The 22,832-nt window shown below is 74.1% G+C and carries 17 protein-coding genes; 10 read left to right on the forward strand and 7 right to left on the reverse strand.

Going from position 1 to position 22,832, the window contains the following annotated elements:
• The first annotated feature begins 45 nt into the window (after positions 1-45).
• Together TNCT1_RS19475 and TNCT1_RS19480 are read left to right on the forward strand one after the other, a co-directional pair.
• On the forward strand, positions 46-1,830 hold the full coding sequence (locus TNCT1_RS19475; protein ID WP_143633775.1) for an N-acetylglutaminylglutamine amidotransferase: 1,785 nt from the start codon (positions 46-48) through the stop codon (positions 1,828-1,830).
• Complete coding sequence (locus TNCT1_RS19480; RefSeq protein ID WP_143633777.1) at positions 1,803-4,115, forward strand: prolyl oligopeptidase family serine peptidase; 2,313 nt, start codon at positions 1,803-1,805, stop codon at positions 4,113-4,115. The genes TNCT1_RS19475 and TNCT1_RS19480 overlap by 28 nt, the downstream gene beginning before the upstream one ends.
• 155 nt (positions 4,116-4,270) lie before the next feature.
• Here TNCT1_RS19480 and TNCT1_RS19485 read toward each other — a convergent pair whose 3' ends face one another.
• The 3 genes from TNCT1_RS19485 to TNCT1_RS19495 are packed head-to-tail and all read right to left on the reverse strand — an operon-like array spanning position 4,271 to position 9,008.
• Positions 4,271-5,617, reverse strand: coding sequence for an MFS transporter (locus TNCT1_RS19485; RefSeq protein WP_143633779.1), 1,347 nt, complete (start codon positions 5,615-5,617; stop codon positions 4,271-4,273).
• An 8-nt stretch (positions 5,618-5,625) separates the two neighbouring features.
• On the reverse strand, positions 5,626-7,638 hold the full coding sequence (locus tag TNCT1_RS19490; RefSeq protein WP_143633781.1) for a PEP/pyruvate-binding domain-containing protein: 2,013 nt from the start codon (positions 7,636-7,638) through the stop codon (positions 5,626-5,628).
• Entirely contained in the window at positions 7,635-9,008 is a 1,374-nt protein-coding gene (locus TNCT1_RS19495; protein ID WP_143633783.1) for an acetyl-CoA carboxylase biotin carboxylase subunit family protein, read from the reverse strand. Before TNCT1_RS19495 ends, TNCT1_RS19490 begins: the two co-directional genes overlap by 4 nt.
• Before the next feature lie 337 nt (positions 9,009-9,345).
• Between TNCT1_RS19495 and TNCT1_RS19500 the strand changes: the two genes are divergently transcribed.
• From TNCT1_RS19500 to TNCT1_RS19520, 5 genes are all read left to right on the forward strand, one after another.
• Entirely contained in the window at positions 9,346-10,632 is a 1,287-nt protein-coding gene (locus TNCT1_RS19500; RefSeq protein WP_143633785.1) for a PAS domain-containing protein, read from the forward strand.
• A 426-nt stretch (positions 10,633-11,058) separates the two neighbouring features.
• The gene (locus tag TNCT1_RS19505) at positions 11,059-11,859 is read left to right on the forward strand and encodes a thioesterase family protein (RefSeq protein ID WP_143633787.1); all 801 of its coding nucleotides are present in this window, start codon (positions 11,059-11,061) and stop codon (positions 11,857-11,859) included.
• A gap of 101 nt (positions 11,860-11,960) precedes the next feature.
• Positions 11,961-12,764 (forward strand): alpha/beta fold hydrolase, encoded by an 804-nt coding sequence (locus tag TNCT1_RS19510; RefSeq protein ID WP_143633790.1) that lies wholly within the window; start codon positions 11,961-11,963, stop codon positions 12,762-12,764.
• A complete protein-coding gene (locus tag TNCT1_RS19515) occupies positions 12,764-14,221 on the forward strand; it encodes a PP2C family protein-serine/threonine phosphatase (RefSeq protein ID WP_143633792.1) in 1,458 nt (485 codons plus the stop codon). Before TNCT1_RS19510 ends, TNCT1_RS19515 begins: the two co-directional genes overlap by 1 nt.
• On the forward strand, positions 14,218-14,568 hold the full coding sequence (locus TNCT1_RS19520; protein ID WP_143633794.1) for an STAS domain-containing protein: 351 nt from the start codon (positions 14,218-14,220) through the stop codon (positions 14,566-14,568). Before TNCT1_RS19515 ends, TNCT1_RS19520 begins: the two co-directional genes overlap by 4 nt.
• A gap of 38 nt (positions 14,569-14,606) precedes the next feature.
• Here TNCT1_RS19520 and TNCT1_RS19525 read toward each other — a convergent pair whose 3' ends face one another.
• Positions 14,607-15,449 (reverse strand): SDR family oxidoreductase, encoded by an 843-nt coding sequence (locus TNCT1_RS19525; RefSeq protein ID WP_143633796.1) that lies wholly within the window; start codon positions 15,447-15,449, stop codon positions 14,607-14,609.
• A 164-nt stretch (positions 15,450-15,613) separates the two neighbouring features.
• Positions 15,614-16,096 (reverse strand): SPW repeat protein, encoded by a 483-nt coding sequence (locus TNCT1_RS19530; protein ID WP_235902729.1) that lies wholly within the window; start codon positions 16,094-16,096, stop codon positions 15,614-15,616.
• Positions 16,097-16,286: 190 nt separating this feature from the next.
• On the opposite strand from TNCT1_RS19530, the gene TNCT1_RS19535 reads away from it, so the two are divergent.
• Both TNCT1_RS19535 and TNCT1_RS19540 read left to right on the forward strand, forming a co-directional pair.
• The gene (locus tag TNCT1_RS19535) at positions 16,287-16,892 is read left to right on the forward strand and encodes a TetR/AcrR family transcriptional regulator (protein ID WP_143633798.1); all 606 of its coding nucleotides are present in this window, start codon (positions 16,287-16,289) and stop codon (positions 16,890-16,892) included.
• Between the two features lie 44 nt (positions 16,893-16,936).
• Positions 16,937-17,890 carry a DMT family transporter gene (locus TNCT1_RS19540; RefSeq protein WP_143634017.1) on the forward strand — a complete coding sequence of 318 codons (954 nt, stop codon included), beginning with the start codon at positions 16,937-16,939 and terminating at the stop codon, positions 17,888-17,890.
• Positions 17,891-17,957: 67 nt separating this feature from the next.
• Here TNCT1_RS19540 and TNCT1_RS19545 read toward each other — a convergent pair whose 3' ends face one another.
• Both TNCT1_RS19545 and TNCT1_RS19550 read right to left on the reverse strand, forming a co-directional pair.
• Positions 17,958-20,039: a SpoIIE family protein phosphatase gene (locus TNCT1_RS19545; protein WP_143633800.1), complete on the reverse strand. Its 2,082-nt coding sequence runs from the start codon at positions 20,037-20,039 to the stop codon at positions 17,958-17,960.
• Between the two features lie 161 nt (positions 20,040-20,200).
• Positions 20,201-21,130, reverse strand: coding sequence for an amidohydrolase family protein (locus TNCT1_RS19550; RefSeq protein WP_235902755.1), 930 nt, complete (start codon positions 21,128-21,130; stop codon positions 20,201-20,203).
• A gap of 265 nt (positions 21,131-21,395) precedes the next feature.
• Here TNCT1_RS19550 and TNCT1_RS19555 point away from each other — a divergent pair, with 265 nt between their 5' ends.
• Positions 21,396-22,814 (forward strand): MFS transporter, encoded by a 1,419-nt coding sequence (locus TNCT1_RS19555; RefSeq protein WP_143633804.1) that lies wholly within the window; start codon positions 21,396-21,398, stop codon positions 22,812-22,814.
• The last annotated feature ends 18 nt before the right edge of the window (positions 22,815-22,832 follow it).

The raw sequence follows: 22,832 nt of genomic DNA on the forward strand, positions 1-22,832 counted from the left end.
GCCGCGGCCGGCCCGGTCCGCAGGCAGGGGACGGAGGAGCAGCTGATGTGCGGAATCAGCGGAGAGATACGTCTCGACGGCGAGAAGCCGGACGTCGCGGCGGTGGAGCGGATGACCGACCGGCTCGCCGCCCGCGGCCCCGACGGCCGCGGGGTGTGGTCCCAGGGAGCCGTCGCGCTGGGCCACCGCCGGCTGAAGATCATCGACCTCTCCGACAGCGGCGCCCAGCCCATGACGGACCCGCGCGCCAGGATCGCCGGCGTCTTCAACGGCTGCGTCTACAACTACCGCGAGCTGCGCGACGAACTGCGGGCGCTGGGCCACGATTTCTTCTCCGACTCCGACACCGAGGTCGTGCTCAAGGCCTACCGGCAGTGGGGCGCCGACTGCGTCCGGCACTTCCACGGCATGTTCGCCTTCGCGATCGTCGAGCTGGACAGCGGACGGGTCGTGCTGGGCCGCGACCGGCTCGGCATCAAACCGCTGTACCTGACGCAGACCGCCGACCGGCTGCGGTTCGCCTCCTCGCTGCCCGCCCTCCTCGCGGCCGGCGGCGTGGACACCTCCCTCGACCCGGTGGCCCTGCACCAGTACTTCAGCTGGCACGCCACCGTGACCGCACCGCACACCGTGCTCAACGGCGTACGCAAGCTGCCCCCGGCCACGGTGCGCGTCATCGAGGCCGACGGGACCCAGCACGACCACCGTTACTGGCAGCCGTCCCACACCCGCCGGGCCGAGTTCGCCGCCCTCGGCGCCGAGGATTGGACGGACGCGGTGCTGGACGCGCTGCGCACCGCCGTACGCCGCCGGATGGTGGCCGACGTCCCGGTGGGCGTGCTGCTCTCGGGCGGGCTGGACTCCAGCCTCATCGTCGCCCTGCTCGCCGAGCAGGGACAGCGGGACCTCGCCACCTTCAGCGTCGGCTTCGAGGCCGAGGGCGGCGAGGAGGGCGACGAGTTCCACTACTCCGACCTGGTCGCACGCCACTTCGACACCAGCCACCGCCAGCTCCTGGTGCCGTCCGACCGCATCCCCGGGGCGCTGGAGTCGGCGGTGCTCGCGATGAGCGAGCCGATGATGAGCCACGACGTGGTCGCCTTCCACCTGCTGTCCGAGCAGGTCGCCAAGGAGGTCAAGGTCGTCCAGAGCGGCCAGGGCGCCGACGAGGTGTTCGCGGGCTACCACTGGTACCCGGCGATGTCCGGCGTGCCCCGGCACCAGGCAGCCGAGGCGTACATCGACACCTACTTCGACCGCTCCCACACCGAGCTGGCCCGCATCCTCCAGCCCGGGCTGCTCGCCGGGCGGGACGTCTCCGCCGAGTTCGTGCGCGCCCACATGGCGGCCGAGGGCGCCGAGACCGCGCTGGACGCCGACCTCCGGCTGGACACCCAGGTGATGATGGTCGACGACCCCGTCAAGCGCGTGGACAACATGACGATGGACTGGGGCCTGGAGGCCCGCGTCCCCTTCCTCGACCACGAACTGGTCGAACTGGCCGCCGCCTGCCCGCCCGAGCTGAAGCTCGCCGACGGCGGCAAGGGGATCCTCAAGGCCGCCGGACGCAGAGTCCTCCCGGCGGAGGTCGTCGACCGGCCCAAGGGCTACTTCCCGGTCCCGGCGATCAAGCACATGGCGGGTCCGGTGCTGCAACGGGTCCGCGAGGCCCTCACCGCCCCCGAGGCGAAGGAACGCGGCGTCTTCCGCCAGGAGTTCGTCGCGGAGCTGCTCGACGCACCCAACGCGCACCGCACCAGGCGAGGAGCGAACACACTGTGGCAGGTAGCGCTGCTGGAGATATGGCTGCAGACGCACGGAATCCGCTGACCGCGAAGGACCCGGACGCACGGGAACCGGGGCCGCCGGGCGCCCGCGCCGCCCCGGCGACGGAACCAAACGGCGGTGAGGCGCGACCCGCGGGGACGCTCCCCGCGGATTCCGCGGACCCGGCCGCCCGTCCCGCTCCCGGCGCGGCCGGGGGAGTCACGGCGACGGCGGCCCGTCCGGCGCCCGAACCGGTGCTCCTCGCCGACGCCGCCGCCGCGCACGACGTACCGCAGCGGCTGACCGCGCACGGCTGCTGGTACCCCTCCATGGACCCCGGCGGCCGCAACGTCGCCTTCATCTGCGACCGGACCGGCGTGCCGCAACTGTGGACCGGGCCCGTCGACGGCGAGGAGGCGCGACTGCTGGACGCCGACCCCGACCCGGTCACCGAGGTCTCCTGGTCGCCGGACGGCCGCTGGATCGCGTACACCACGGCCCCCGGCGGCGGTGAGCTCACCCGCGTGCTGTGCGTACGCCCCGACGGCACCGGCCGCCGCCTGCTGGCCGGCGGCGAGCCCGGCGCCTCCGCCTACCTGGGCTGCTGGACGCACGACGGCTCGGCGATCGCGGTGACGCTCACCGAGCCCGCGCCCGCCGGCCGGATCAGGACCGGCGCCGACGGACAGGCGGCGGACCTCCCGGAGCCCGCCCACACCGGCGGCTGGGCGGGGCGGGACGGCCGCGCGGTACTGCTGGGCGGATCACCGCTCGGCGCCCCGCCGGACCGGGACACCACCGTGATCCAGGAGGCCGGCACGGCCCCGTCGCGGGAACCGGGCCCGAGGGTGCTGGCGGCTTATCTCGTGGACCCCGAGGGTGCGACCGCGCCGGTGCTGGTGGCGAGCGAGGCGGGGGCCCCGACCCTGCGCGTCTGCGGGCTGAGCCGGGACGGCAGACTCGCCCTGCTGCGCCGGGGCCCGCGAGGCCGGCGCGAGGCGCTCGTCGTCCGCCGCCGGGACCGCGCCGTCACCTGCACCGTACGGGTGGCCGACGGCGATCCGTGGATCGGCGGCTTCGCCCCCGACGGCCGCACCGTGTGGCTGCGCAGCGACAGCGGCCGTGAATTCGCGGCACTCCTCGCGGTGCGGCTGGGCCCCCGGGGCGGGCGGCTGGCGCAGTGGCCGGTCGCCGCCCGCCCGGACTGCGACCTGGAGCTGCTGAGCCTGCACCGGGACGGGCAGCACGCCGTGCTGTCCTGGAACGTGCGCGGAGTCAGCGAGCTGGAGATCACGAAGCTGCCCGCCGCCGTCCCCGAGACGGACGGCCCGACGGCCCTGCGCGCCGCGGCCGGGCCGCCGGCCGGCGCCGCCCGCGGCCTCCCGCTGCCCCACGAGGTGGTAACCCGGCTCGCGCCCGGCCCCGACCCGGACGGCCCGGTCGTGGCCCTGTCAGGCTCGCGGCGGCGGCCCGGCGTGTGGTGGCTGCCGCACGCCTCAGCCCTGCGCACCCCCTGGTCCTCGCGCGACGAGGACGCCGTGCCCGACGCCGGGCACGCGCCCGTACAGCCCTTTCCCGTCCGTCCCGTCGCCAGGGACGGGCTCGCCCTCGGCGGCTGGTACTACAGGGCGCCGGGCCGCTCCCCGGGCGAGGCGGCGCCCTGCGTCGTGCACCTGCACGGCGGCCCCGAGGAACAGGAGCGCCCCGTGCTGCAGACGCTCTACCACGAACTCCTCGGCCGTGGACTGGACGTCTTCGCGCCCGACGTACGCGGCTCGTCGGGCTACGGCCGCTCGTTCGTGGACGCGGACCTCGGCACCAGGCGGTTCGCCGCGATCGAGGACGTCGCCGCCTGCGCGGCCCACGTCGTCGTCGCCGGCCTTGCCGACCCCCGGCGGCTCGCGGTGATGGGCCGCTCCTACGGCGGCTACCTGACGATGGCGTCCCTCGTCTGGCATCCGGAGCTGTTCCGCACCGGGGTGGCGGTCTGCGGGATGTCCGACCTCACCACGTTCTTCGCGGGCACCGAACCGTGGATCGCCGAGTCGGCCGCCCACAAGTACGGGCACCCCGAACACGACCGTGAACTGCTGCGGTCGCTGTCCCCGATGAGCCGTGTCGACGCCCTGCGCGTACCGGTGCTCGCCGTGCACGGGGAGCACGACACCAACGTGCCGGTGGGCGAGTCACGGCAGTTCGTCCGGGCGGCGCGCGAACGCGGCCTGGAGGCCGAACTTCTGATGCTCCGTCAGGAGGGGCACGACTTCCGCCGTGCCGACAACCGGCGTCTGTTCCGCAGGAGCGCCGCCGACTGGATCCAGCGGCACCTGACGAGCCGGCCCGCCTGACCCGCCGCACCGGCCCGCCTGACCCGCCGCACCGGCCCGTTTGACCGGCCCGCCGGGCGGGCCGGCGCGGCGCCGCCGGCTCACGCGATCGACGGGCCGGACTCCCCCTCGACGCTCCAGCTCACCCCCCGGCCGTCCTCGGCACCCCGGCGGGCTCAGGGGCGGGGTGCGGCGCCCTCGTCGACGGGCAGGGCGACCGGCTCGTCGGCCGGCGGTACGGCAGGGGCCCCGGTGCCGGGTCCCTTGCTCCGGTGGCCGCTTCGCGAGCGTGTGCGGTGCAGCGCCAGCAGCAGCACCGGCATCAGCACGCAGGTGACCCCGGCGCTCTGCCAGAGGAGCGCGTCGAGCCGCCCGGCGGCCAGGTAGGCGCCCGCGGCGACCGCGGCCAGCGCGCACACACCGCGGTCCACGATGCTCTCCACCGACAGCAGCGTGGCCCGCGGGGCGTTCGCCGGGATGGCGTCGTTGACGAGCTTGCGCTGCACCGGGTACACGAACCCGGTGATCGCGGCGAACGCGCACAACAGCGCCACCACGGCCCAGGGCCCGCCGACGGCGGTGCCCGCCAGCGTCCCGGCGAGCGCCACGCTCAGCAGGGACACCCACACCACCGGCGGCACCCGGCGGCCCAGCCACTGGGGACGGGCCGAGGTCACCGCCTCCGCGACCGTCATCGCCGCGAGCACCCCGCCGTGCGCGCCCTCCCCGATGCCGTGCTCCAGGAGCACCGGCTGGAACAGGTTCACCTGGCAGATCCGGGACAGCGTGAAGACGGCCACGCCCTGCACCATGAGCAGGGCCAGCCACGGTGACGACCTGAGGGTGCGCAGCGCCGTCCGGGTGTCGCGCAGGAGACCGCCGTCGCGCCCCGGCCGGGCGCCCGGACGGACGGGGCCGCCCCGGGGCCCGGCCAGCCGTGGCAGGGCGAGGACGCAGCCGAGGGAACCGGCCGCGCTCGCGGCGCTGAGCACGTACGGGGCCTGCGGGGCCAGCGTCATCAGGGGCCCGACCAGCGGCCAGCAGACCACCTTGGCGGCGAGCCCGAGGGCCCGGGCCGTGCCCTCGGCGCGCAGATAGTGTGTTTGCGCCCCCTCGGCCCGCAGCCCGTCGTACAGGTAGGCGCTCGCCGCCCCGGAGGTCAGCGAGCGCCCGGCGGCGATGGCGAGGAAGTGCACCAGGAAGCCCGTGTACGACGGGGACAGGACCGGGGCCAGGTTGGCCGCCGTCATCACCACCGCCCCGGCGCCCAGGCAGTTGCGGGCGCCGATGCGGTCGGCGATGGCCCCGGTCGGTATCTCGAAGAGGCAGAAGGCGATGTAGTAGATGCTCTGGATGCCGAAGATCTGGTCGTCGGACAGACCCGCGTCACGCTGGTATGCGTAGAAGACGGGCATCCACCACAGCAGGTTGAACAGCAGTTGGAAGCCGTTGTTCAGACGGATGACACGCCGCGCGGCCGGACTCGGGGCCGCCGCCGGAGCGGTGGGGCGCGGGGAGCGCATGCCGGGCCTCACCGCGAGTACGGGCGGACCTGGACCAGGCGGAACGCCCCCTCGGCGGTCATGAGCCACTCGATGTCCAGTGCGGCGTCCGGGTCGTCCGCGCCGAAGTGCGACTGCAGCAGCCGCCCGGCCAGGGCCAGCCGGGCCAGCGCGGCGCGGGTCGCGGCCGGCAGGTCCTCGCCCGACGACCCGATGTCGACCGTACGGCCGCCGCCCTCGACGGTGTTGTAGAGGTACTGCTGGGGCAGGACCGTGCCGTCGACCACCCGCTCGGGCGATCCCGGCGCGCAGTTGAGGTACACGTTGCGGAAGTCCTCGCGACGGGTCGGATTGCAGGTCACCAGCACCCCTCCGAGACCGGCCGGCACGTACTCCTGGACGATGACGCCCATGTAGGTGTCGTCCAGCGGGATACCGGCCTGGTGCCGCAGGCGCACACTGCGCGGCGACACCAGCGACGCCCACACCTGACGCACGGCGTCCATGAGCTGGTCCGTGCCGCGCACCGTGGTGACCGAGTCGTAGATGCCGGCGGCGGAGAAGCCCGGCAGGTCCTCGGCGTTGGAGGAGGAGCGCACCACCAGACGGCCCCCGCCGGCCGACAGTGGCGCCACCGACGCGAGGATCGCGCGTTCCACCTCGTCGGGCACCGGCGTGGCGCGCGTCAGCTGCTGGAGGCTGAGCGCGAGCGAGTCGACCACGTCGAACGCCTCCAGTTCGAGCGCCATCTTCAGCTTGCCGATGCCCTGTTGCAGCGCGGGCGACGAGGTGAGGAAGAGATGGTGCAGCCGGAACGGCAGCGCCACGCCCTCCGGCGCGCGGACCGTCTGCGCCACCTGGGCCGCGGCCGCGGCACGCAGCCGCTCCCGCGACGCGCCGGGCTCACCGAGCCGGGCCGCGAGATGGCCGAGCAGATCGGGCCGCGGCGGACGCGGACGCGCGTAGAACGCGGTCAGGTCCGCGGTGCGGCTGTCCAGGACGTGGTGCAGCTCCCCGAGGTTCGCCGCCTTGGTGCCGTAGCTGTCGCGGTCCGCGCCGCGCAGCCGGTGCAGCGCGAGCACCGGAGCGTCCTCGAGCAGCGGCGCCTCAAGACGGATCCGCTGCTGGTGCCAGGCGGGTTTGGTCAACGCCGGTGCGCGCGACAGCCGTTCCACGGTGACGGCGTCCTCCTGGGCGCTGTAGCGCACCCACGCGCCGTCCAGCGCCTCGCGCCGTACGACGTCGTCGAGGTCGCGGACGATCGCGTTGGGGATGCCCCAGCCCGAGGCGAGGACGTTGGTGTGGGAGAGCGGCGTGATGGGGGCCGTGTTGATGATCCCGGCGACGCGCGGCACGTCGTCGGGCGGGCAGGGCATCGCGACGATGTCCGACCAGCCCAGCTCCCGCGCCGCGCCCTCGTACTCCGCCAGGGTGCGGAAGTAGCGCAGCCGGCCCCGCGCCTCGCCCGGGTTGAGACAGGTGCGGGTCCGGTTGCCGAACAGCTCGTGGCTGAGGATCCGCGGCACCCGCGTCTCGCTGACGTGGGACAGCTCGTGCTCCTGCCCGTGGTTGGCGGGCTTCAGCAGCAGCGGCAGGCGCCCGTCCACCCGCCCGCGCACATAGCCGTAGAACTCCTCCAGCAGGGCCCCGTGCATGGTGTCGGCCTCGGTCGTCTCCAGCACCAGGAAGGGCCGCTCGTCGCCGTCGGCCTCCTCGTCGGTGTGCAGGGACAGCACGCCGAGCAGGAAACGGCGTTCGGGGTCCGTGTAGACGGAGGCGTTGAACGCGTCCAGGTCCGCGTCGAGTTCGTCCAGCGTCAGGCCGAGGATCCGGGTCGCGATGTAGTTGACGTGGAAGGGGTGCACCCGGGTGTCGAGCAGGTGCCAGGTGTCCTCCGCGCGGTCCACCACGACCTTCAGGTAGGGGTGCCCGGCCAGCACCCCGGACAGGGCGCGGAACAGCGGCAGCGAGAGATTGGCGCCCACGACCGTCCGTTCGCCGGCCGCGTCCGGTGCACCCGTCGCGTCCAGGGTGAGGGTCATGCCCGCACCCCCTCGCCGATGTGCGTGGGCAGGATGCGCGGCATGGCGTCCACCAGCGCGGTGAGGTCCCGGACCACGGACTGCGGCCGGTCGGCCGACAGCAGGCACAGCCCCGCCATGGTGTTGGCCCCGGCGGCCGGGTCGTAGACCGGCACCGGCGCGCCCTGCGGCAGCGAGTTCTCGTGCACCACGGACAGCGAACTGCCCGCGCCGATCGGGGCGCCGCGCAGCACGGCCGCCGGGTCCCACAGATGACGCCGGGCCCAGGGAGCGCCGTCGCCGTCCACCGCGAGGACCACCAGGGAACCTGCCGCACCCTCGGCGTCCTCGCCGGTCAGCGCCCGCGCGGGCCACTCGGGCGAACGGCCCAGGAGCTGATCGGTGAACAGGCCCACCAGGTCGAGCCCGAAGACCTCCTCGATCTGGGGCACCGTCATCGCGCCGCCGAACCGCGCGGCCGTCTCGATGACCCACATGCGGCCGTCCGCGCCCAGCTTGATCTCCGTGTGCGTCCCGCAGTCCTCCAGCCCCAGGGCCTCGACGGCCTGCCGGGCCAGCTCCACGATCCGGTCCTGGGCGTCGGCGCCGAGCGCGGCCGGGGTGATGCCGGCCCGCTCGGTGAACGGCGCCACCGTCGGCATCCGCCCGCTCACGCACACCGGGCGGAAGACGCCGTCCACGACCACGCCCTCGACGCTGACGTAGTCACCCCAGCCCGAGCCGTCGAACCAGTCGCCGGCGCAGCCGCTGACGATCTCCTCGACGATGAAGTCCTCGCCGGCGCCCGCCACATGGAGCTCAGCGAATCCCAGCCGCGCCGACTCCGTCATCACCGCCCGCGACCGCTGCCAGGCCGCCCGCGCCAGTTCGGGCGCCTCGATGATCTGGTGCGCCGTCGAACCGGCGCTCCAGGCCGCCTTCAACAGCAGGGGATAATTCAACTCGGCTGCGGCGCGGTCCAGTTCGGCGGCGCTGGTGACCGAGCGGAACCTGGGCTGGGGTATCCCGTGGCGCTCCCAGGCGCGGCGCATCAGCCGCTTGTCCCGGGCCAGCGCGGCGGCGGGCCCGGCACCGCGCAGCCCGAGCCGCCGGGACGCCTCGGCGACCGCGACCACCGCGTACTCCGAGAACGTGACGACCGCGTCCGCGCCGACCTCGCGCGCCCGCGCGGCGATCAGCCCGACCAGATCGGAACCGGGCGGGTCGCCGGCCATGACGACCGAGTCGCACAGCCCGGCGGCGTCCGCCGCCACCGCGGCGGGCAGCTCGCTGAGTGCCAGCAGGTGCACCGCGGACCTCGCGGCCACCCGCGTCAGGGCGTGCCCCACCGGGGGACCGCCCTTGGCATGCACGTACAGCACCCTGCTCACGAATACCCAACTCCTCTTGAATCGACGACGACCGAGGCGCGCACCGCGCCGTGTGCCGGCGGCGGGCCCGCGGCCGGGCCGGTACGACCCCGCCGTGCCACCGCCTCCTTCAAGCGAACCAGTCCCAACCCCCTTGCGAGGGGCCGCGATACGCGAACGGCTCAGGCAAATGCCCGACTGCCGGCGGTCTCGACGGTCCTGTGGGCGGCCGGTGGTGTGCTGCTGCCGCGGCCGCCCCCAGGCGCCGCGTCCGGCCGCCCCGCATGTCCGCCGCGCTACGGGATACGCATGAAGTGTTACGCAAAGTAACGTAGTAGACGGTTGAAGGAGTTGGGCCGTGGACGAGGCCGATTTCAAGGCGCTGCTCGAAACCCTTCCGGTGTCCTGGTGGGAGGCCGACGGCGGACTGACAGTCGTCGACAGCGGGGGCGGCGCGTTCGACGACGAGCGCACCGCCCGGCGCTTCCTGGAAGCCCTCTGCGCCGACCGCGGCGGCACGCCGCTCCCCGCCGGCGCCGGCCCGTACCAGGCGTCCTTCGAGGGCCGCACCTTCGACGTGAACTGGCCGGCCCGCGACGACGGCCCGGACCGGCACGGCAGCAGGGGAGTGGCGGTCGAGGTGGGCGGCGGCGCGGAGGGGAACCCGTACGCCTCGTTCGCCGACCTCACCCCGGCCGCGGCCTTCGTGCGCGACGCCGCCGGCCGCTACCTGTGGGCCAACCACGCCTACGCCCACCTGTACGGCACCACGCGCGACGCGCTGATCGGCCGTCACCTCGCCGACGTCGACGAGCCCGAGGACGTCGAACGGTTCCGCGCCCTGGACCGCGAGACCCTGTCCTGCGGCACCCCCGTCCGGCACACCCTCACCTACCGGCGCTCCGACGGCTCACCGGGGCACGCCGCCGGCTACCGCTTCCCGGTCCGCTGGGGCGCCGCGCGCTGCGTGGCCGGCATCTACGTCGACGTCACCGAGCACACCCGGGCGCTGGACCAACGGCACCGCGCCGAGGAGGACTTACGGGCGCTGCGCGACCGCAGCGGCCTGCCCTGCGTACGGCTGTCGGCGGACGGGCTCGTCGAGGAGGCCGGCACCGCGGTCGCCGAACTCCTGCGCGTGCGCCTCTCCGACCTCATCGGCCGGCCCGTGGACACCCTGCTGGCCGACACCCCCGAACGCACCGCCCTGCACCGCCTGTGGCAGGACCTCGTCGGCGGACGGCGCAGAAGCGCGCGCGCCGCCGCCGTACTCGTCGACGCGGACAGCCGGCAGCGCCGGGCCCTGGTCCAGTTGAGCGCGGTCTCCCGCGTCCCGGAGCGGGTGGCCGGCGTGTGGGCCGTCATGACGCACCTCGGCCTGCCGCACGAGGCGCGACCGCCCCTGACCGCGGCCCAGGTGCGCATACTCGCCCTGCTGGCCGCCGGGCGCAGCAACGCGGAGATCGCCGGAGCGCTGCACCTCTCCCGGCAGACCGTGGACTACCACCTGAGCCGGCTGCGCGACCTGCTGGACGCCGCCACCCGCCCGGCGCTGGTGGCCCGCGCCTATGTGCTCGGCATTCTCTCCCCGCAGGCCTGGCCGCCGAGGTCCGTCACGGCGGCGCATCCGCTGAGCCCGGTCTGAGACCGCGCGTCGCCGCTCTTCCCGCATGGCGACGGAGACTCCGTAACGGCCGGGTCCGGGTGCGCCGCAGCGGCCGACGGGCCGCCGTCGGGCAGGGCGCATCCGCGCCGCCGGACAGCGGTGCGCGGTGTACCCCGGCAGGCTCAAGTGCCCACCGGGAATGTGTATTTGGACCCCGCGCGGCCCGCCGTCCCGGGACCGGCGGGCCGACACCTCGATGGGCGCCGACGCGGGGTACTCGGAACCTACGCGCCCGCCGCTGCAAACGGAAGACCCAATTCCTCTTGACCTGGGGCGTGTGGCGCGACACCGGCGGCGACGGGGCGGGTGGGTGGCGGCTTCCTCGAGCCGGGCCGCATCCGCCCCGAGGTGAGCAAGCGCTTGGTAAGGTGCTCGGCGGGTCCACTGGGACAGGGAGGATGCGCCATGCCGTCGTCGCAAGCAGAGGCCTTCTACGAGCGGGAGGCCGCCGACCGGTTCCTGCCCACCGACTACACCCGGGGTCCCTGGGACGCCGGCTCCCAGCACGCCGGCCCGCCGGCCGCGCTGCTCGGGCTCGCCGTGGAGCAGCGCCCCGGCGGCCGGCCCGACATGCGCGTCGCCCGGCTCACCTACGAGATCACCCGGCCCGTGCCCATACGGCCGCTCACCGTCGCCACCCGTGTGCTGCGGGCCGGGCGTGGCGTCGAGCTCGTCGAGGCCTCCCTGACCCCGGACGGCGGGGCGGAGGTGATGCGGGCGACGGCCCTGCTGATGCGGACGGCGCCCGGATCGGTGCCGCAGGTCTCGCCGGGCCCGCAGGTGCCCGGCCCCGCGGCCGTGTCCCCGCGCGCGTTCTTCCCCGTCCCCTGGGACCAGGGTTACCACACCGCCATGGACGTGCGCTTCGCCGCGGGATCCTTCCTGGAGCCCGGCCCGGCCACGGCGTGGATGCGCATGAGGGTGCCCCTGGTGGCGGGCGAGGAGACCGCACCGCTCAGCCGTGTGCTGACGGCCGCCGACTCGGGCAACGGCGTCAGCTCGGCGCTCGACTACCACCGCTACGTCTTCGTCAACGCCGATCTCACCGTGAGCCTGCACCGCCACCCCGAGGGGGAGTGGGTCTGCCTGGACGCGCGGACGATGGTGGACGGCGCCGGCATCGGCCTCGCCGAGTCCGCGCTGCACGACGAGAAGGGCCCGCTGGGCCGCGGCACGCAGAGCCTCTACGTCACCGAGCGGGGCTGACCGGCCGCCCACGGCGACACGGGGCGGAGGGCGGCCGGACGGCGGAGCGGACGGCGGGGGGCCCGTCCCCGCCGGTCGTACCGGATGGGAGGATGCATGGTATGCGCATCCGCCGAAGGAACAATGTGACGGTCACCGGCCCGAGCGACGCGACGACCCTGGTGCTCGCGCACGGGTTCGGCTGCGACCAGAACATGTGGCGCCTGGTCGCGCCGGCGCTGGCGCAGCGGTACCGGGTCGTGCTCTTCGACTACGTCGGCTCCGGCGGCTCCGACCTGTCCGCCTGGAGCGAGGCGCGGTACTCCTCGCTCGACGGCTACGCGCAGGACGTGGTCGACGTCTGCGAGGAGCTGGAACTCGACCGGGCGGTGTTCGTCGGGCACTCGGTCAGCGCCATGGTCGGGGTGCTGGCGGCCCGGGCGGCGCCGGAGCGGATCGGCGCCCTGGTGATGGTGGCGCCCTCACCCCGGTACATCGACGACGAGGGCTACCGCGGCGGCTTCGACGCCGAGGACATCGACGAGCTGCTGGCCTCCCTGGAGTCGAACTACCTGGGCTGGTCGTCCGCCATGGCCCCGGTGATCATGGGCAACCCGGACCGGCCGGAGCTGGGGCAGGAGCTGACCAACAGTTTCTGCGCCACCGACCCCGACATCGCCCGCGTCTTCGCCCGCACCACGTTCCTCTCCGACAGCCGGGACGACCTCAAGACCGTGACCGTGCCCACCCTGGTCCTGGAGTGCGCCGAGGACGTCATCGCACCGCGCGAGGTCGGCGCCTACGTGCACGCGGCGATCCCCTCCTCACGCCTGGTCACCCTCGACGCCACCGGTCACTGCCCGCAGCTCAGCGCCCCCGAGGCCACGACCGCGGCGATCGTCGACTTCCTGGAGGCCCGGCCGTGATGTGCCGTACCGACAGCATGTCCGAGCCGCCCGAGGGCAACCAACGGCGGGGCGGGGATGACGTCGACCCGGCCTTCACCGCCCTGCTCGAGGACAGCGTCGAGGACCTCTACGAATCCGCGCCCTGCGGCTACCTCTCCACCCTGATGGACGGCACGGTCGCCAAGGTCAACGGCACTCTGCTGGACTGGCTGGGACTGCGGCGCGCGGACCTGGTGGGCCGCAGGCGCTTCGCCGACCTGCTGACCGTCGGCGGCAGGATGTACCACGAGACGCACTTCGCGCCGCTGCTGCGCATGCAGGGTGAACTGCGGGGCGTCGCCCTGGAGATGAAGACCGCCGAGGGGCGCCGGATCCCGGTGCTGGTCTCCTCCTCGGTCAAGCACGGCAGTGAGGGCGAGCCCCTGCTGATCCGTACCACCGTCGTCGACGCCTCCGACCGGCGCGCCTACGAGGAGGAGCTGCTGCGCCGCCGCCAGGACGCCGACCGCGCCCGCCAGGAGGCCGAGCGGACGCGCGCCGAGGCCGAGGAGGCCCGGCGGCAGGCCGAGGAGGCCCGGCGGCAGGCCGAGGCCGACCGGGAGCGGCTGGCCGACGCGCTCGCCGTGCTGCAGAAGTCCCTGCTGCCCGACACCCTGCCGGCCGTCCCCGGTCTGGAGACGGCCGTGCACTACCACGCGGCCTCTCCCGACCAGCTCGGCGGCGACTTCTACGACCTGTTCGCCATCGGCGGCGGCCGCTGGGCCTTCTTCCTCGGGGACGTGTGCGGCAAGGGCCCGCAGGCCGCCGCGCTCACCTCGCTGACCCGCTACACCCTGCGCGCCGCCGCCCAGCACGACCCCGAGCCCCGTGCCGCGCTGACCGCCCTGAACACCGCGCTGCACGAGCGGTACACGGCCGGCGGCGACCCCCGCTACTGCACCTGCGTCTTCGGCATACTCGAACCCGGCGGCGACGGGCGCACGACCGTGCGGCTGGCCTCGGGGGGACACCCTCCGGCGCTCGTCATGCGGGCCGACGGCCGTGCCGAGTTCCTGCACACCCCGGGCGGACTGCTCGTCGGCGCCCTGCCCACCGCGCCCTTCACCTCCGCCACGACGACCCTGGCTCCCGGCGACACGCTCCTGCTGTACACCGACGGCCTCACCGAGGCCCGCACCGGTCCCACCCGTCACACCCTGTTCGGTGAGGACGGCCTGCTCGCCTTCGCCGCCGAGCACACGTCGGCGGCGCCCCGGACGCTGATCGCCGCGCTGGCCGAGCTGCTCCGGGGACTCGGCGACGGCCTCGACGACGACACGGCCCTCTTCGCCATCGGTGCCCCCGCCTCGGAAGCCCCATCCTCGGGAGCCCCATCCTCAGAAGTCCCTGCCTCCCAGATCCCCGGCTCCCAGGCCCCCGCCTTCGAAGCCCGGCCCGGCGACCCGGCCCACCCGGCGACGAGGCACCCACGATGACACCACTGAACATCACGCACCGCGATGCCTCCGACGGCCCCGTCCTGCACGTGGCCGGCGAACTGGACCACGCCCAGGCCGCCCTCCTGCGGCGGGAGGTCGAATCCCTCGCCCTGCGGGCGGGCCAGTGCCTGGACCTGGACCTGTCGGACCTGGAGTTCTGCGACTCGACCGGCATCACCGTCCTGCTGGCGGCCCGCCAGTACGCCGGGGCGGCGGAGGCGGGCATCGTCCTGACCGGGGTTCAGCCGCACCTGCTGAGAGTCCTCACGATGGTCGGTCTCGACCGGGTCTTCACGCTCCGCCCGGCTCCGGACTCCCCGTCCGCCGGCACCGCGGCAGGCTGACCACGCCGTCCCGGCGCGGGCCCGGTCCGGGAGGGCGGTCAGCAGCGCGCGGCCCGGCCTGCGTCGCGGTAGCGCGGGGCCAGGGTGGCGCCCGAGCCGGCGCGCAGCGCTCGTTCCGCGTCGGCCAGCAGGGTCACCGCCGAGGCGTCGGACAGGCCGGGCACGCACACCACCTCGTCGCTCTCCAGCGCGGCGAGGGACGCCTCGACCACGTCGGCGGCGGGCATCCCGCCCTCGTCGTGCACCCGGGCTTCTCCTTCGACGGGGGCCTCGCCGGTGCCCAGGTGGAACTCGGTGGCGGTCAGCCCGGGGCAGACGACCTGGACCCGCACCGGGGTGCCGGCGAGTTCGGCGGCGAGGGTCCTGGTGAACGTCACCATGTAGCCCTTGGTGCCCCCGTACACGGCGCGGTGGGGCAGGGGATCGGGTGGCAGGGCGCCGGCGAACGCCAGCAGTGAGGCGACGTTGACGACGGCGCCCCGGCCGCGCGCCAGCATGTGCGGGAGGGCCGCGCGGGTCAGCACCGTCGGCGCCACCACGTTGACGTCGATCACCTTGGCGAGCAGGGCGGCGTCGACCTCGGCGAAGGGCCCGTACCCGTTGATCCCCGCATTGTTGACCAGCAGTGCCACGTCGTCGGCGGCCACTCGCGCCGCGACCCGGGAGAGGTCCGGGGAGTGGGCGAGGTCGGCCGCCATCGGCTCGACGGCGGCCCCGCTCTCCTCGCGCAGCCGCCCCGCCAGCGCGTCCAGCCGATCGGCGCGCCGGGCGACCAGCACCAGGTCCCAGCCCCGTGCGGCCAGCGCGGCCGCGTACTCGGTGCCGATCCCGGACGACGCCCCTGTCACCACGGCACGGCGGGCCGGTCCGTCGTCTGCCATGCGCTGCTCCTTCGCTCAATGACCACTCGATGACCGCCCGGCCCCGCCGTACGGCCCACGAGGACCCGGCGCGCCCGCGGGCCGTACGGCCCAGGGCGCGCCGGGTCCTCGCGGGCGGGCGGGAACACGCTACGGACCGCGGCCCGCGGGGGACCGGTGCCGCGTCAGCGGTGTGTGTAGGGGGCTGTCATGCCGCGGCCGGTCTGGCCGGCCTCGGCCTTGCGGGTCGCGGCGATCGCGGCGAGGGCGAGGAGCGTGGCGATGGCGCCGGCGACGACGTTGTTGACGATGGTCTTGGTCGTGGCGACACTACCGGCGACGACCCAGGGGGCGATGATCGTCCAGATACCCAGGATGCAGGCGCCCCAGGCCATGCTGTGGGTCCGCTCGTAGGCTCGGCCGAAGCCCCCGCTCATGAGCAGGGCGTAGGCGATGCCCACGACGAGATTGGTGACCGCGAGGGTGGACAGGGCGTTGAAGCCGGTGATCCAGGGCGAAGCGGCCATGTAGATGCCGGTGAGGAAGGCGAGGGTGCCAACGGCCTGCCCCTGGGGGGTGCTGGTGGCGCGCTCGGCCATCTCGTGGCGCATTCGCATGTCGACGATGTCGGGGTGCGTCTCCATGGACGGCCCGTGGGAAGTGGTCATTGCCTTCACCTCGGAACGAGTGGCGCTCATTTCGCCCGCCGGGTACCCAGCCACCACGGCGAAACCGGACTTAACGCCCAGCAATGTGTGGTCCATGTCACATCGGCGCCCGGCCGTCTCCTGAACGGAATGGCCGAGACCCCGCCCGTGACCTAATCTAGGTAGACCTACCTACCTAGTTTGGATGGTCATGGGCGAGACCGACATGAGTACGACGACCCGCGGCAGGCGGCGCCCGGCGCGGGAGCGGCTGCTGGAGGCGGCGGCCAGGCGCTTCTACGCCGACGGCGTGGCGGCGACCGGCATCGACACGATCACCGCCGAGGCAGGCGTCGCCAAGATGAGCCTGTACAACAACTTCTCCTCCAAGGCCGAGCTGGTCCGCGCCTACCTCGACGCCCGGCACGAGGAGTGGCTCGGCCTCTACCGGGCGCGGCTGGAGCCGTCCCGAGGGCCCAGGGACGGCGTCCTGGCGGTGTTCGACGCGTACGCGGACCACGCCGCGTACGCGTACGAACGGGGTTTCCGCGGCTGCGGCCTGCTCAACGCCGCCGCCGAGCTGCCCGCCGGGGACGAGGGCCGGGCCGTGGTCCGCGCCCACAAGGAGGAGGTCGAGCGCCTGATCGCCGGGCACCTGGACGAGCTGCTGCCCGGCCGCCCCGAAGAGGCCCGCGCGACGGCCGAGCACCTGTCCTTCCTCCTGGAGGGCGCGATGGCACGCGCCGGCCTCGAAGGGGACGGCGAGCGCCTGCGGCACGCCCGCGCGCTCGCGGCCGGCCTGCTGGACCGGTTGTGAGCGGCGCCGGTCGCGCCCGGTCCGCGGGCACGGGAGCGCTGTGCGTGCTGGCGGCGTCCGTGCTGTGGGGCACGACGGGAACGGCCGCCACCTTCGCGCCGGAAGCCGGCCCACTGGCCATCGGCGCCGTCGCCATGGGGATCGGCGGGCTCCTGCAAGCCCTCGCCGCCGCGCGGCCGACCCTTCGCAGCGTGCCGCGTCTGCGGGCGCAGCGCGGGACGGTGCTGCTCGGCGCCGTCTCGGTGGCCGTCTACCCGCTGGCCTTCTACAGCTCCATGCGCCTGGCCGGGGTCGCCGTGGGCACCGTGGTGTCGATCGGCACCGCGCCACTGGCCTCGGCGGTGATCGAGCGGGTCGCGGACCGGCGCCGCCTCACACGCCGCTGGACGCTCGCCGCCCTCCTCGGCCTGCTCGGCACGGCCTCGCTGTGCGTCGCGGAGACGTCCCACGCCTCCGACGGCGCCGGGCACCGGTCCGTGGCCGGCATGCTGCTCGGAATCGGCCTGGGACTCGTGGCGGCGGCCACGTACGCCCTGTACTCGTGGGCCGCGCATCGGCTGATCACCCGTGGGACACCCCCACGCGCGGCGACGGGCGCGGTGTTCGGACTCGGCGGGCTGCTCCTGGTCCCCGTCCTGCTGGCGACCGGAGCCCCGCTCGTGCACTCCTGGACCGGGGCGGCCGTCGGCCTCTACATGGCGCTGGTCCCGATGTTCACCGGCTACGTCTTGTTCGGCTGGGGGCTCGCGCACGTGCCGGCGAGCACGGCCACCACTCTGTCCCTGCTCGAACCGGCGGTCGCGGCCGTCCTCGCGGTCCTCGTCGTCGGCGAACGGCTCCCCGCGCTCGGCTGGACCGGCATCGCGCTCGTCATCCTGTGCCTCGCCGTCCTCACCGCACCGACACGCGCCGGCGCCGGGAAGCGGGACGCGGTGAGCCGCCCGGAGGAGGCACCCGCGCCGGCGCCGGCGCACACGGCCGGGAGCGGGCCCGGCTGAGGACGGGGGAAGCGCAGGGGCACGCGCCCGGAGGGCACCGCGGGTCGCGCCGCGCCGCCTCTTCCGGCTACGGCGCGAGCGGCTGCGCCCGGGCGACGAGCAGGGCGACGTCGTCGTGGCCGGTCGAGTGCCGCAGCCGCCCCAGGAGCCGGTCGCAGGTCTCCTCCACGGTGCTGCCCGCCTCCGCCAGCAGCCGCAGCAGGGCGTCGAGGCGGTCGTCGATGGGGTCGTCGCGGGTCTCGACCAGGCCGTCGGTGTAGAGGACGAGCTGGTCGCCGGGGCTCAGGGCGATGGTCGTGGTGTCGAAGGGCGCGCCGCCGACCCCCAGCGGCACCCCGGTGGGCAGGTCCAGCAGTTCGGGCGGCCGGCCGGCCCGGACCAGGACCGGGGGCAGGTGACCGGCGGACGCCAGGTGCAGCCGGGTGCGGCGGGGGTCGTAGACGGCGTACAGGCAGGTGGCGATGTAGGGGTCGAGGCCGAGCGTGATCCTGTCGAGGTGGGTCAGGACGCGCGCCGGGTCGAGGTCCAGATCGGCGAGGGTGGAGGTGGCGGTGCGCAGCCGGCCCATGGTGGTGGCCGCGTCGATGCCGCTGCCCATCACATCCCCGACCGTGAGCACGGTGCGTTCGCCGTCCAGCGGGATCACGTCGTACCAGTCGCCGCCCACCTGGCTGAACGCCTGGGCGGGCCGGTAGCGCGCGGCCACCTCCAGGCCGGGATGGCGGGCCGGCAGACGCGGGAGCAGGCTGCGCTGGAGGGTCTCGGCGGCGCTGCGGATGTGCTCGTGCAGGACGGCGTTGTCGATGCTCAGCGCGGCGGTCGCGGCGAGCTCGCAGGCGAGGGCGAGGTCGTCCTCGTCGAACGGCTGGGGGTTGCGGGCGCGGGCCAGGCCCATCACGCCGATGACGTTGTCCCGGGCGATGAGCGGGACGGCCATGTCGGTGTGCACACCGGCCCGGGCGAGCAGGCCGGCCTTGCCGGCGTCGGCGGCGATGCGGCCGTGGCCGCCGCTGCCCACATGGGTGATCAGCAGCGGCCTGCGGGTGCGGACGCAGTGGGCCGCCGGGTGGTCGGCGTGGTACGTGGTGAGGCAGCCGGGCGGGACGATCGCCTCGCCGGCCTCGCTCGGATAGGCCGTCTTGACCGCCATGGCACGGAACTGGGCGGGGCCCTCGTCCAGCTCCGCGCGGCCCGTCTGCAGGACGGAGTCCAGGAGGTCCACCGCGACCATGTCGGCCAGACCGGGCACGACGACGTCGGCCAGTTCCCGTGCCGTCCGCTCCACCTCCAGGGTCGTGCCGATATGGGCCGAACCGTTCGCCATCAGTCGCAGCCGCTGCTGCGCCCGGTCCGCTCGCCGGCCGGCCTCGTAGCGGTCGGTCACGTCCACCACCACGTTGGCGATGCCCAGCACGTGCCCGTGCGTGTCCTCCAGCCGGTACATCGACACCGCCCAGGCGCGGTCGTTGTCCGGGTCGGCCGCGGTGCGGCCCACCACCTGCCGGTCCACGACGGGCACGCCGGTCGCCAGGATCTCCCGCATCGCGGACTCCGCGCCCGAGAACGGCTCGCCGGGCAGGACCTCCCGGAAGGCGCGGCCCACGTGCTCCGCCTCGGGCAGTCCGTGCATCTTGGCCATCGCCGGGTTGACGGCCAGGTAGCGCAGTTCGCTGTCCAGGACGGACAGTCCGACCGGCGCCTGCGAGACCAGCCGGGTGGACAGCGCCACCTTGCGCTCCACCTGCCGCAGCGTGGCCCGGTCGGTGGCCAGGCCCAGGGCGTAGTGGTCGCCCAGATGGTCCGTGAGCCGCATGTTGCGGAACTCCACCATGCGGGTACTGCCGTCCTTGTGCCGGACGGGAAACGCCCCCGCCCAGCCCCGGCCGGACACCATCACCTCGGCGAAGAGGCTGATCGCCGCGTCGCGGTGCTCGGGGTGCAGCAGCAGCGGCGCCGCGTACTGCCCGACCGCCTCCTCCCCGGCGTAGCCGAACAGCTCCTCGGCCTGTGGGCTCCACATGTCGATACGGCCGTCGGCCTCCAGCAGCACCGCCGCGACACCCAGCAGGTCCAGCAACCCGCTCGGCTCGGCGACGGTGCTCTCCACGCGGTCCGCCGCCCACCGCGGGCGCTGCTCGGCTCGGCTCATCGGGCTCGCTCCCTTCCCTCGCCGCGGAGGAACCCCCTACAGCACAGCACGTGCGGAGGCGGCGCGCCGCCTCCGCCGCCCCGCCGGTGGGACGGGCGGCCCGCACCGGCCGCGGGCCGGTCCCCGCCGCCGGCGGAGTGAACGGGGCGTGTCCATCATGCTCACAGCCCGAACAACTTCGCCGCGTTGTCGTGGCAGACCGCCCGCAGCCACTCCCGTCCGAGACCGAGGCGCTCCAGGGCGTGCAACTGGTGCGCGTACGCGTAGGGAATGTTGGGGAAGTCGGAGCCGAGCAGGACGCGGTCGCCGAGCCGGGCGAGCCGGGACAGGGCCCGGGGCGGGAACGGCATGAGCTTCTCGGTGAAGTCGGTGAACACCATCGTCGTGTCCAGCCGCACCTGCTCGTACCGCTCGGCAAGTCCGAGGAAGTCCTCGTACTCGGGCATTCCGAGGTGCGCGACGACCAGCCGCAGCCCCGGATGGCGCGCCAGCACCCGGGCGACCGGCCCGGGACCGGTGTGTTCGCCCGGCGCGGGACCGGAACCGCAGTGGATCACCACCGGGACCCCTGCCTCCGCCAGCGCCGCCCAGGCCGGCCGGAGCAGTTCGTCGGCCGGGTCGTACGCCCCGACCTGCACGTGTGCCTTGAACACGCGGGCGCCCGCGTCGAGGGCCTCACGGACGTAGCTCTCGACGCCGGGCTCGGGGTAGAGGGTGGCGGTGTGCAGGCAGTCCGGGGTGCGGCGGGCGAAGTCGGCCGCCCAGCCGTTCAGCCACCGGGCCATGCCGGGCTTGTGCGGGTAGAGCATCGACGTGAAGGCCCGGACACCGAACCGGCGCAGCAGGGCCGTGCGTTCCTCCTCCGCCTGCCGGTAGGTGATCGGCCACTCGAGGCCGGCGGTCAGCGGTCCCTGTTCGTCGAAGTAGTCCCAGACCTTGTGCAGGACGCGTTCGGGCATGAAGTGCGTGTGGACGTCGATCAGTCCGGGAAGACCGAGCCGGCGCCAGAAACGACGGACCTCCCCGGCCTCCTCGTCGCCGGAGGCCACGTCACCGGCCGGACCTCGCGAACCGGTCGCCCCGGGTGGCATGCGGTGATCATTCATGCCCCCACGATCGGCTCCCGTGGCGTCGCGGGTCCACCCCCCCTGACGGCAGACCGGGACCACGGGACCTCCGCCGCGGGCCTGGTGGAGAACCCGGGATCTCACATCGTGGTACTTGCTTTTCAGAAAGCAAGACGAGTGAGATCGTTTACCTCGCCCGCACAGGTCGCACGGTCTTTCGGCGAGGGGACGCGTGCGTGATCCGGGCCTTCGGCAACCGATCTCCACCTCGCGCGCGAAAGACCGAGCAATGCCCGCACCAGCCACAGGCTCCGCCCAGACACCCGTCAATCCGCGGTCCCGCGTCCTCATCGCCAGTCTCATCGGCACGACGATCGAGTTCTACGACTTCTACGTCTACGCGACCGCCGCCGTCCTGGTCTTCCCCTCCCTCTTCTTCCCGGGCGGCGACCCCACCACGGCCCTGCTGTCGTCGTTCGCGGTGTTCGGCGCCGCGATGGTCGCCCGCCCGATCGGCGCCGTCGTCTTCGGGCACCTCGGCGACCGGCTCGGCCGCAAGCGGACCCTCGTGGTCTCCCTGCTCACGATGGGCCTCGCCACCCTGCTGATCGGCGTGCTCCCCACCTACGCGCAGGCCGGCTGGATCGCCACCGCGCTGCTCGTGCTCATGCGGCTCGCGCAGGGCTTCGCGCTCGGCGGCGAGTGGAGCGGCGCCGCGCTGGTCGCGACCGAGAACGCGCCCCGCGGCAAGCGCGCCCTGTACGGCACCTTTCCGCAGCTGGGAGCCCCGCTCGGCTTCATCATCGGCAACGGCCTCTTCCTGATCATCGGCGCCCTGCTCCCGTCCGCGGCCGGCGGCGACCCCACACAGCCCTCCGACGCCTTCGTCAGCTGGGGCTGGCGCATCCCGTTCCTGTTCTCCGCGGTGATGGTCGCCATCGGCCTGTGGGTGCGGTCGCGGCTCGTCGAGTCCGAGGTGTTCGCCAAGACCCGCGAGGCCGGCAAGGTGCGCAAGCTGCCGCTCGCCACCGTGGTCCGGGGCCACTGGAGGCAGCTGGTCCTCGGCACCTTCTTCATGCTGGCCACGTACGTGCTTTTCTACCTGATGACGACGTTCTCGCTGAGCTACGGCCGCACCCCGAAGGACGCCGCCGTGCCGGGCCTGGGCTACAGCTACACCACGTTCGTACTGATGATGATCTTCGGCGTGCTGTTCTTCGCCGTGTTCACCCTGGTCTCCGGCCCGCTCGCCGACAAGTACGGCCGACGGACCACCCTGCTGTGGGTCACCGCCGCGATCGTGGTCTTCGGGCTGGTCTGGGTGCCGCTGATCGGTCTGGGCACGCTCGGCGTCGTCCTGTGGCTCGTGCTCGGCTTCACGCTGATGGGCATGACGTTCGGCCCGATGGGCGCGCTGCTGCCCGAGCTCTTCCCGACGAGCGTGCGCTACACCGGATCCGGCATCTCGTACAACGTCAGCTCCATCCTCGGGGCGGCCGTCGCCCCGTTCATCGCGGTGGCGCTGTGGAAGGCCGGCGGCGGCTCCCCCTGGCTGGTCGGCGTCTACCTCTCCGCGATGGCGGTGCTGACGCTGGTCGCGCTCTTCCTCGGCGAGGAGACCAGGGACGTCTCCCTCGACGAGGGCGAGGCCGTGTCGGCGGGCGACGGCGCGCGCACCCCGGCGGCCTCCTCCGCCATCGCCCCGTAGCCCGGGACCCTCAGCGCC

Source organism: Streptomyces sp. 1-11 (assembly GCF_007176755.1).
Taxonomy (GTDB): domain Bacteria; phylum Actinomycetota; class Actinomycetes; order Streptomycetales; family Streptomycetaceae; genus Streptomyces.

Coding starts and splice junctions, on each gene's coding strand:
- TNCT1_RS19475 (WP_143633775.1), top strand. CDS start 46: ATGTGCGGAATCAGCGGAGAGATACGTCTCGACGGCGAGAAGCCGGAC.
- TNCT1_RS19480 (WP_143633777.1), top strand. CDS start 1,803: ATGGCTGCAGACGCACGGAATCCGCTGACCGCGAAGGACCCGGACGCA.
- TNCT1_RS19485 (WP_143633779.1), bottom strand. CDS start 5,617: ATGCGCTCCCCGCGCCCCACCGCTCCGGCGGCGGCCCCGAGTCCGGCC.
- TNCT1_RS19490 (WP_143633781.1), bottom strand. CDS start 7,638: ATGACCCTCACCCTGGACGCGACGGGTGCACCGGACGCGGCCGGCGAA.
- TNCT1_RS19505 (WP_143633787.1), top strand. CDS start 11,059: ATGCCGTCGTCGCAAGCAGAGGCCTTCTACGAGCGGGAGGCCGCCGAC.
- TNCT1_RS19510 (WP_143633790.1), top strand. CDS start 11,961: ATGCGCATCCGCCGAAGGAACAATGTGACGGTCACCGGCCCGAGCGAC.
- TNCT1_RS19515 (WP_143633792.1), top strand. CDS start 12,764: ATGTGCCGTACCGACAGCATGTCCGAGCCGCCCGAGGGCAACCAACGG.
- TNCT1_RS19520 (WP_143633794.1), top strand. CDS start 14,218: ATGACACCACTGAACATCACGCACCGCGATGCCTCCGACGGCCCCGTC.
- TNCT1_RS19525 (WP_143633796.1), bottom strand. CDS start 15,449: ATGGCAGACGACGGACCGGCCCGCCGTGCCGTGGTGACAGGGGCGTCG.
- TNCT1_RS19530 (WP_235902729.1), bottom strand. CDS start 16,096: ATGACCACTTCCCACGGGCCGTCCATGGAGACGCACCCCGACATCGTC.
- TNCT1_RS19535 (WP_143633798.1), top strand. CDS start 16,287: ATGGGCGAGACCGACATGAGTACGACGACCCGCGGCAGGCGGCGCCCG.
- TNCT1_RS19545 (WP_143633800.1), bottom strand. CDS start 20,039: ATGAGCCGAGCCGAGCAGCGCCCGCGGTGGGCGGCGGACCGCGTGGAG.
- TNCT1_RS19550 (WP_235902755.1), bottom strand. CDS start 21,130: ATGCCACCCGGGGCGACCGGTTCGCGAGGTCCGGCCGGTGACGTGGCC.
- TNCT1_RS19555 (WP_143633804.1), top strand. CDS start 21,396: ATGCCCGCACCAGCCACAGGCTCCGCCCAGACACCCGTCAATCCGCGG.